This is a genomic window from Methanomethylovorans sp. PtaU1.Bin093, from assembly GCF_002067275.1.
Lineage (GTDB): Archaea > Halobacteriota > Methanosarcinia > Methanosarcinales > Methanosarcinaceae > Methanomethylovorans.
In genome coordinates, this window is record NZ_MVQX01000099.1 from 1 (window position 1) to 9,019 (window position 9,019).

9 protein-coding genes are annotated in these 9,019 nt (G+C 44.0%); 3 read left to right on the top strand and 6 right to left on the bottom strand.

Annotated features, from left to right (window positions below; genetic code table 11):
• Nucleotides 1-464: 464 nt before the first annotated feature.
• Nucleotides 465-1,184, top strand: a complete 720-nt coding sequence (locus A4E24_RS10655; RefSeq protein WP_292353370.1) for a hypothetical protein — start codon at nt 465-467, stop codon at nt 1,182-1,184.
• Nucleotides 1,185-1,251: 67 nt separating this feature from the next.
• On the opposite strand, the gene A4E24_RS10660 is transcribed toward A4E24_RS10655, so the two are convergent.
• The 3 genes from A4E24_RS10660 to A4E24_RS10670 are packed head-to-tail and all read right to left on the bottom strand — an operon-like array spanning nt 1,252 to nt 4,820.
• Entirely contained in the window at nt 1,252-2,388 is a 1,137-nt protein-coding gene (locus tag A4E24_RS10660; RefSeq protein ID WP_292353371.1) for a (Fe-S)-binding protein, read from the bottom strand.
• Complete coding sequence (locus A4E24_RS10665) at nt 2,351-3,325, bottom strand: DUF523 and DUF1722 domain-containing protein (RefSeq protein WP_292353372.1); 975 nt, start codon at nt 3,323-3,325, stop codon at nt 2,351-2,353. The genes A4E24_RS10660 and A4E24_RS10665 overlap by 38 nt, the downstream gene beginning before the upstream one ends.
• 52 nt (nt 3,326-3,377) lie before the next feature.
• Nucleotides 3,378-4,820 (bottom strand): aminoacyl-histidine dipeptidase, encoded by a 1,443-nt coding sequence (locus tag A4E24_RS10670; protein ID WP_292353373.1) that lies wholly within the window; start codon nt 4,818-4,820, stop codon nt 3,378-3,380.
• 136 nt (nt 4,821-4,956) lie between these two features.
• On the opposite strand from A4E24_RS10670, the gene A4E24_RS10675 reads away from it, so the two are divergent.
• Nucleotides 4,957-5,493: an O-acetyl-ADP-ribose deacetylase gene (locus A4E24_RS10675; RefSeq protein ID WP_292353374.1), complete on the top strand. Its 537-nt coding sequence runs from the start codon at nt 4,957-4,959 to the stop codon at nt 5,491-5,493.
• Nucleotides 5,494-5,842: 349 nt separating this feature from the next.
• Nucleotides 5,843-6,550 (top strand): type 1 glutamine amidotransferase, encoded by a 708-nt coding sequence (locus A4E24_RS10680; RefSeq protein WP_292353375.1) that lies wholly within the window; start codon nt 5,843-5,845, stop codon nt 6,548-6,550.
• Nucleotides 6,551-6,588: 38 nt separating this feature from the next.
• On the opposite strand, the gene A4E24_RS10685 is transcribed toward A4E24_RS10680, so the two are convergent.
• From A4E24_RS10685 to A4E24_RS10695, 3 genes are all read right to left on the bottom strand, one after another.
• Nucleotides 6,589-7,290 (bottom strand): class I SAM-dependent methyltransferase, encoded by a 702-nt coding sequence (locus tag A4E24_RS10685; protein WP_292353376.1) that lies wholly within the window; start codon nt 7,288-7,290, stop codon nt 6,589-6,591.
• Nucleotides 7,291-7,561: 271 nt separating this feature from the next.
• Nucleotides 7,562-7,762, bottom strand: coding sequence for a hypothetical protein (locus A4E24_RS10690; protein ID WP_292353377.1), 201 nt, complete (start codon nt 7,760-7,762; stop codon nt 7,562-7,564).
• Nucleotides 7,763-7,927: 165 nt separating this feature from the next.
• Nucleotides 7,928-9,019 (bottom strand): glycosyltransferase family 2 protein (locus tag A4E24_RS10695; protein ID WP_292353378.1); only part of this gene is annotated, 1,092 nt, incomplete at its 5' end.

Consider the following 9,019-nt stretch of genomic DNA (forward strand, 5'->3'; position numbering starts at 1 on the left):
CAGTTCAGGACACCATGATACATACCAATCTCCCTCTTTATGTATGACTGCAGAGAACTTGTGTGAGTATTGCATACTTAAAGTATGGAATTGGTTCATATAAGTATTTTCGGCTCTGCCGAAGCAGAGATTAAGGCCTTTTTCCGTAAGCCCGTACCTTTGCTTGCTGCTGATGGGTTTATCCTCACAACGTGACTGCGATATGTCATTGAAACGAATGCTCTCAGTGGTAGTCCTTCATGGGCCAGCCACAGGATATGGAAAGAGTTACTGCAATATGTGATTCTGTTAAGGGGTTCCTGAGAAGGAAAAAATGAAAAAGGTATAGCCACTCTAAACCTCGTTATAAATTCAACTTAATGACATCTATACATAAACATATTTTCAAGATATTTTGCACCATAGATACAATTAGAACAAAGTTAAACCGGCACACATTAATTCATACAAAGGATTCTAATTTTGTGGCCGAAATAACTATTCAAATGCTTACTGAATATAACAAGTTTGGGCGTATTGTTGGTACTGTGCCTGGTGACTTTAAACCAAATTTTATGATTAAACCTCATCAATTTCTGAGTTATGCAGAGAGCAACTTGAATGAGGGGACTCCTCATGGGTTACTTGACTGTTTATCAAATAGCAAAAGAGCTATTGAATGCCAAGTAGATTCTTTGTTAACTTATATAGGTATTTATGATGTAATTAAAAAGAAAAAGTATGGTTTTCCTTCAAAGATCAAAGTACTGAATGATGTAGGCATTGTTTCACCTCGCATCTTAACAAAAGTTAACAAATCAAGAAACTTATTAGAGCATTCATACCAAATTCCAGATAAAGAAAAAGTTGAAGATGCTTTTGATGTAGCTTATCTTTTTGTATTATGTACTGAAAGGTATCTAAATATTGGTACATATTCATTTTCACTGGAATGCGACTGTAGATTTGGAGAAGAAATCGACACAGATTTCTACCCGGAACAAGGAAAACCAACATATGGCGGATTTTATGAGATAATATTAAATCCCGGTCCAAAAACAATATACATAGAAGCACATCTTAGGGATTGGGAAACTAATGACCCCATAGAACTTCCTGATAAGCAAGTTAGTTTTGAGTCAGAAGAATATTACGAATATCTACGATTCTTTCTTAAATTATATGACTTGATTAATGTACGCTGAGGATATAGTTTTTCATAACAGATTTAAGCCAAACAATCCTCAGTAATAGAATAGTGAGAAAGACTCCTCACTTCCCCAGCACGCTCTCAGCCAGCAGCACCGAAATATCCTTCATGTTCAGTTCTTCGTTGCGCTCCTTGCAGACGCCTTCGGTGTGGTGCATGCAGAACGGGCAATATGAGACCAGGGTGTCCGAGACCTCTTTGTACCTGTTGATAGCCATCATGGCGATGTCCCCGGAGATCTGGGGAAAGTTGGGCTTAAGGCCGCCCGGACCACCGCAGCACCGCGTCTTGCCATCGAACAGCTCGATGACCTCTACACCGATGGTTCTGAGGATGTCCCTGGGAACGCCTGCAAGATGGCGTATGGGACAGGCATCCCTGATAGCCACGGTGCGGTTCAGTTCTTTTGGCTTCAGTTTGCCTTCGTCCAGCAGTTCCTTGAACACGTTCATGGTAAGCTCCACTTCGAACTTGGGCACTCTGCAAAATTCGGCGTATGAATCCCTGATGCTGTGATAGCATCCCGGACAGGAGACCAGCAGCTTTTTCACACCCAGGGACTCGATGTATTCCATATACCTCTCGCCATGCGCTGCGATCTCATCCAGATGACCGCTGTCGATAAGGAAAATGCCGCAGCATTTCTCCTCTTTCAGTATCATGGGCTTAATACCAGCCTTGTTGAGCAACCTGATAGTAGATTGAGCGATCTCCGGATGGCTGTAGGCCACCCAGCATCCGGCCATGTAAGCCACATCCGACATTTCAGCGATCTCAAGGTCCGGTGTCACCCATGAGAATCTCAGAGCAGGGTCCTTGCCTCCCGGACTGTTCTTCTCCAGGATGTTCTTTGAGATAAGAGTGGTCTTGGCAGGCTCCCTGCCCTGCTCTGCCAGCAGCTTGCGCTCGTACTGGATGATCTTCGTTATGGGAATATCCACAGGACACACGTCATCACATGCACCGCACCTTGTGGAAAGGTAGATGTTATTGAACTCGTCCTCTGTAAGCTCCTCCCCTGCAAGTATCTTTGACAATGACCCGATCTTGCCCCGAGGAGTATAGATGTTGCCTGCTGTGACCATGTTCACAGGACACACATCCCAACATTTCTTACAATCGATGCAGGAATTAGCCAGTTCCTGTAATTCATCCATGAGATCAGCCCTGCTTCCAGAAGTCCTTGTCCCTGTCCTCATCCACTTCCATTATAAGCTCTTCGGGATAAGGCAGTAGGAATGAATGATATGCAGGGTCCCTGCCGGCCATCAGCAAGTGTAGTTTCAGCAATTCCAGAACCGTGCTGAAACATATCTTGTTCTGTTCGTAACGGCCAAGCACAGCCTCAAAGAACTGCTTTTCCTTCTCCGACACATCAGCAGCCATCGACTGGAACATTGCCCTTGAGGCCTTTATGTTAGCCTCATGGTCCGGTGGCCTTACCATCAACTGTTTCAGCAGGGACTCAAGTTCTTCCAGTATTTTGTCAATTGACTTTGAGCCATCCTGCACCAATCCGAACATCTTTTCCTGTATATCCATATTATATGCCAGGAAAAGGAATTCGTTCCTGCTCAGGAAATCCTGCACAGCCTCCAGGCTTGCAGACTCTTTGAGCTTCCTCAGATCTGCAAATGTATACAGATGTGTGAGGTAATGCTGCCTTATCCTGGTATTGCGCAGCCTGTCCTCCTCTTCCAGAGGATAGCCCGGATACCTTTCCAGTAGTTTCCCTGCAAAGAAACCAGTACCCCTTTCCACCACCGGCGCGTTCTCCAAGCCTGCATATATCTTGATGTTGCGAAGCCCTATTGTCGGGGATTTGGACTTGAATATGAAACCATCCACTTCCTGCAGATCCTCTATGAAACCCTCGGTGAAAGAGTTCATCCTGTCCGTGAGGTCTTCACCGGTTGCTGGCTGAACGAGCCTGTAGGACCCATCCTTACGCACTATCCGGATTGTTTCCCGCGGCACCCCGAGCCCGATCTCCACTTCTGGACACACTTTGATGAACTCAACGAACGGTTCCAGGTCCCTGACGATGCGGGAATGTATCACCTGACCATCATACCTTACCTTATCGAATTCCAGACATCTGCTAACTACCACTATAGGTTTTGGAAATTGTCTCATGGACTCCCCTCTTTTATCCTTAGTAGCATTTACTGTCAGAAAGTATAAAACGTCACCTGAAAGAAGCAAGCAGCGCTACAAGGAACTCCCATGTCCGTGACACTGAAGGTATATAAAGCCGCTCATCCGGAGAATGCGGGTTCTTTATGGTCGGTCCGAAAGAGATCATATCCAGACCCACGAACTTAGACCCTATTACGGCACATTCAAGACCGGCATGTATCACCTCTATCCTGGGATCTTCGCAGCAAACTGAAGAATATGCTTCCTTACATTGCTGCAGCAGGGGAGATCTCATATCCGGCTTCCACGAAGGATAACCTTCACTGTTAAGCACCGTTGCCCCGGCTGATCTGGCCAGCTTATTAATTTTCTCAGTAAGAAGTGCAAGTTTTTCCATGTCAGAACTTCTCTGGCTTGTGACAATGATGATACTGTCCATTGATGTTTTTACAGTAGCAAGGTTGCTGGATGTCTCAACAAGTTCCGGCAGATCAGATGACATGGAAGCAACACCATGGGGCAGAGAAAGCAGCAGTACGACAAGTTTCGCTGCAGTGCCGGGAGAAAGAGCTTGCAGCTTGTCATCAAATTTCGCCTTTTCGATCCTAAGGGTCAATCCAGGTTCTCTGTCAGCATACTCTAAACGCAGCTCACTTTGCAGCTGGGCAATAATTGACCCCATCTCTTCAAGGCAGTCCCTTGGATAAGCTAGGAGCGCCTGTGAGTATCTGGGAATAGCATTGTGGGCTTTACCTCCCTCTACAGATATCAGCAGTATATTTAGATCCAGCAGTTTTTCAATGGCTGCCGCAAGCACCTTGTTAGCATTTGCCCTCTTTTCGTGAATATCCACACCAGAGTGACCACCAGCCATACCCTCTGCAATCAGTCTGCAGATGCTATAAGAACCCGGAACAGGAATACGGTCTGTGCTCATCTCAATTCGGGTAGTGATGCCACCTGCACAGCCTACAATGAAAACGCCGTCTTCCTCAGAATCAAGGTTAAGTAAGACCTCTCCTGAAATGAAGTCTGGGGTCAGGGCATTGACTCCCTGCATTGAGGTTTCCTCATCTACAGTAAACAACAATTCCAGAAGAGGGTGGGCGATCGTCCTATCCTGGGCAAGTTCGAGAGCCATGGCCAGAGCAATGCCATTGTCAGCACCCAGAGTAGTGCCATCCGCCCTCAGCCAGTCGCCATCATAGACCAGCTTAATAGGGTCCTTGCTAAAATCATGAGTAGATGATTCGGTTTTCTCACACACCATGTCCATGTGACCCTGGATGACAACCGCAGATGATCTCTCGTAGCCAGGAGACGGCGGAACGGTGATCACTACATTATTAAAGCTATCGAACTTGAAGCTAAGTCCGTGGGATAATGCCCATTCCTTGAGCCAGTTAGCTATGCGCTCCTCGTGTTTGGAACACCGTGGAATGCTGCTTATCTGCTCGAATATAGAAAGAATGCTTTGTGTACGCTGGTCCATAAAATGATTATTGCCTTTATTAGTATTTTACCATACACATTGATCATGTACATCGATCCTGCAGATCCACCTGGATTTATATGCACAGGGTCCTAAATTATATGCAAAGGATAAGGAGAGAACAAGGAGCATCACTATGATGGAAATAGCTGAACGGATCTCGGTCATAATGGATGACATCGTGACACAGCAGGTCGATGCTATCGTTAATGCAGCTAACAATTCTTTGCTTGGCGGAGGTGGCGTGGACGGAGCGATCCATCGGGCAGCTGGCCCCGGACTGCTTGAAGAATGCCGTAAGCTTGAAGGATGCCCCACCGGAGAAGCGAGGATCACCAGGGGGTACAACCTGCCTGCAAAATGGGTGATACATACCGTAGGACCCGTATGGAAAGGAGGCACTCACGGAGAGGACAAAATGCTCTATCGTGCATACCGAAGTTCCCTGGAACTTGCACAGCAATATGAAGTAAGATCTATTGCTTTCCCGGGAATAAGTATAGGGGCTTATGGTTTTCCTGTAGAGAGAGCTGCAGGCATCGCTGTTCGGTCCGTGTGGGATTTCCTTACTGAAGTGGATACTATCTACAAAGTAATCCTGGTGTGTTACAACCAGACAGCTTTTGAAACGTACTCAGGTGCTTTACACAACAATACAAATAATATAAAATAAAAAGAAACGGCATTCAATAGTTCTTCTGAAAAAAGTTCTGGGAAGAAAAGCACCTCATCATAATTAGAATCTGTATATAGCGGAGTGAAGAAAAGATTAAATAGTTGAATAACAAAGGTTGTATTGCTGAGGCAAGGATAGATCCCAAACAAGGTTGGTTGGTTGGTACGAGGTCATCGGTGGTACGATGATGGCTGGCAAAACTGCCTAAAAACGGAAAAAGGTTCCTTTCCCCTTGATACAGAGGAAAGGAACCCTTCAGCATTATCTCTTTTGTTCCTGTTCTGACATTTCCGTTAATTGAGCCCCTGGCGATGCACATATATCTTTCAAAACTCCTAATTTACGCATGACAGTCCTGATCGTCAAGAATTGTGCCAGAGAGGGACCAGGAACTCTGGGAGAGATCCTCCGCAGCAGTTGCATAGAATATAGAATCGTTGAAATCGAACATGGCGAAGAGGTCCCTGATCCCACGGAACATGAAGCACTGATAGTTATGGGGGGTCCGGCCAGTGCGAATGACACGACAAAGGCAATGCAGCAGGAGATCGTCGCAATAGAACAGGCAGTAAGGGCAGATATGCCGTATCTTGGGATCTGTCTTGGCATGCAGGCTCTAGTTAAGGCCTGTGGTGGCAGAGTGATCCGTAATTCCATAAAAGAAGTGGGATGGAAGGACTTACAGGGAAAAGGGTTTACCCTAGAACTTACACCGACAGGGAAAAAAGATGCTATTTTTAAAGGGCTGGAAGCAACATTGCCCATATTCCACCTGCACGGGGAAACCGTGAAGCTGACAGATGACATGCAGCTGCTGGCCACTGGGAAACATTGCCGTAACCAGGTGGTCAAAGTCGGCGACAATGCCTACGGATTCCAGGGGCATCTGGAACTGACAACAGCCATGCTGGACAAGTGGCTGGCTGAAGACGATGACCTGAAACTGCTCTCAGCTGAAGAAATAAAAAGTGATCATTCTGCCTTAAGAGAGGAATATGAAAACAACTCGAAAAAGGTATTCACTAATTTTTTAAGGACAGCAGGGATACTGTAGATTAAAGAAGGAACGCTGCTATGGAAAAGTTCAGGATATCACTTGATGCAATAAAATCCAGCCTGCATGTAGGAATACCATAGTATTTCCACGGTCCTGAAACCAGCTTCCTTCAATGATCTGAGATGGTCTTCTACTGTGATGGGAAAATATTCCACGTCGAAGCGGGCAAGGTGTTTATCTACCTCTTCCTGGGTTTTCCCCATAGACAACTGGAAATTGCCCCAGTATTGCTTCCCGACAATGATACCTGCTTCTGTAAGGGGCCGTATGTTCTCAAATGTTATGTAAGCCCCCTCTTCTTTTAAAAGGCCATAACACACTTTTGTTGCTTTGGCCCTCTCTTCAGCACATAGGTAATGATGACATTGGATAGCAGTTATTACATCTGGTTTGTCGCTACGCTCCCATTTAAGGTCCTGTGTAGAGGAAGGTTGCATGAATTCCAGGCTTGCGGTGGAACATCCGGATAGTTTTTCCCGTGCCTGCTGCAGCATACCCTCAGATGGGTCCAGTAACAAGAATCTGGTATTCGGAAATTCCTGGATCGCCTTCTTAACAAATGAACCTGTGCCACAACCTGTGTCCAGCCACAGGTACGGTGTGAATGGCAGTGCTTTGACAAGATAGAGGGCTTCCTGATGAATTGAGGTATAATATGGGATCACTCTGGATACCTGGGTATCATAATCCTCGGGTAAATGCGGAGTAGAGTTAAGAAAGGGTTGTCCACCTGGCATGATTATAAATTCAATTCATCGTACTTCATACTTTCTTATGCAGGATTCGATCCTGTTACTTTCACTCACTTGACACACCGCCTCATGCATGCAGCTCCAAGCATCCACAATGTCAGAGTTATCAGGCCTCATGGGCGCGACTTCTGGCATACCGCTTTTCCAACCCTTTGAAAATTACTGTGTTCTTAGCATAGCGCCTGATAGGCAGACCATTGATTTGAAAATAATATTAGGGGAGAAGAACCCAATCTCAAAAAAAGCAAATAATGTATCATCTATCTTTGGATCTCGTTCGATCACCTGGACTTTGATCGCTTGTATCGCGAGGATTATCATTGTCCTCATCTACTTCATCTCTTGGCTGATCACCGGATTCTCCAAAATAATTCTCATCGCCTGATACTACAGCCGTTCCACTGAGAAAAGCTGCAATTACAAGTATTGCTAATATCAAAACAAATGTTCTTTTCATATTTTACTACCCCATAAAAGGATATATAATAGTCTTTATTTAAATCTTTTTGCTTTGTCATAAATCTTCTAGTGGTTGTTTTTAAACTTTGTACAGAGCAGATAGATAGATCCCAAGTCTATCATTCAGGACCTATCTCAAGATCTTCTGCACGTTCATAGATTATCAATCAGCTGCATACCTCTTCTTATTAACAGGTAAAGTATTTTTACCTAATCTTTTGATCTTGTTCCATGATGCTTTCTTGCCTGTTGTGAAGTGGAACAGGGCTTTTATTGTTATCAAGTTAACATATTGGATATATACCATATAGATGGGAGTAAAAAGAATTAGTTTCTTATTTTCTTTATCAAGATGGAAGGTATATAGGAATATGATACACCTTGATAGAATTACCATTAAAAAGATAGCTACGGCGTTGTAAGAGATATTGAAAAAGATATCTGCTATCATTATAAAAGGAGTTGATAATGTTAAGAAGGTCTCCATAATTAACGAGATCAAGATATAGGGGAGTCCAATTAGACCTATTCTTGTTGATTTGAATAAGATGGGTTTGTGCTTTTGAATGACTTCAAAAAGACCATAACTCCATCTATAGCGCTGTTTGTGGAAGTCATGGAGAGATTCAGGGGATTCAGTATAAGCGATTGCACTACTAATGTACTCGATCTTATAGCCTTTTTTGGCAAGTGTTACTGTTACATCCATATCTTCGACCAGGGTATCTCTGGAATAGCCGCCTACTTCTACCAATTGGGTTTTGCGGAATGCCCCGATTGCACCTGAGATTATTTGCATACAATTTAAATATGCAAATGCTCTCCTTTGGATGTTAAGACCGGAAATATATTCAAGAGATTGAAGTTTTGTTAATAATGTGTTACGATTAGAGATCTTTATATTTCCGCATACTGCAATTATTTCAGGATCTGAGAATGGAGTAATTAATTTTGAGAGAGTGTTAGGGAGGAAAATCGAATCAGCATCTAAACTGACAATGATCTCACCATTTGATCTCTTAATTCCATAATTGAGAGCTGAAGCTTTACCGCCATTTGGTTTTGTAAAAGTCCTTATCTTGGTATCGGATAAAGAATTGGCCACTTCAAGAGTACTGTCAGTGCTACCATCATCTATTATTAGAATTTCATAATTCTTATATGTTTGAGACAGAATACTGGTTACACAGTTTTTGAGTGTTAGGGCTTCATTGTAACATGGGACAATGACCGATACAAGGGGAGAATAATTTGT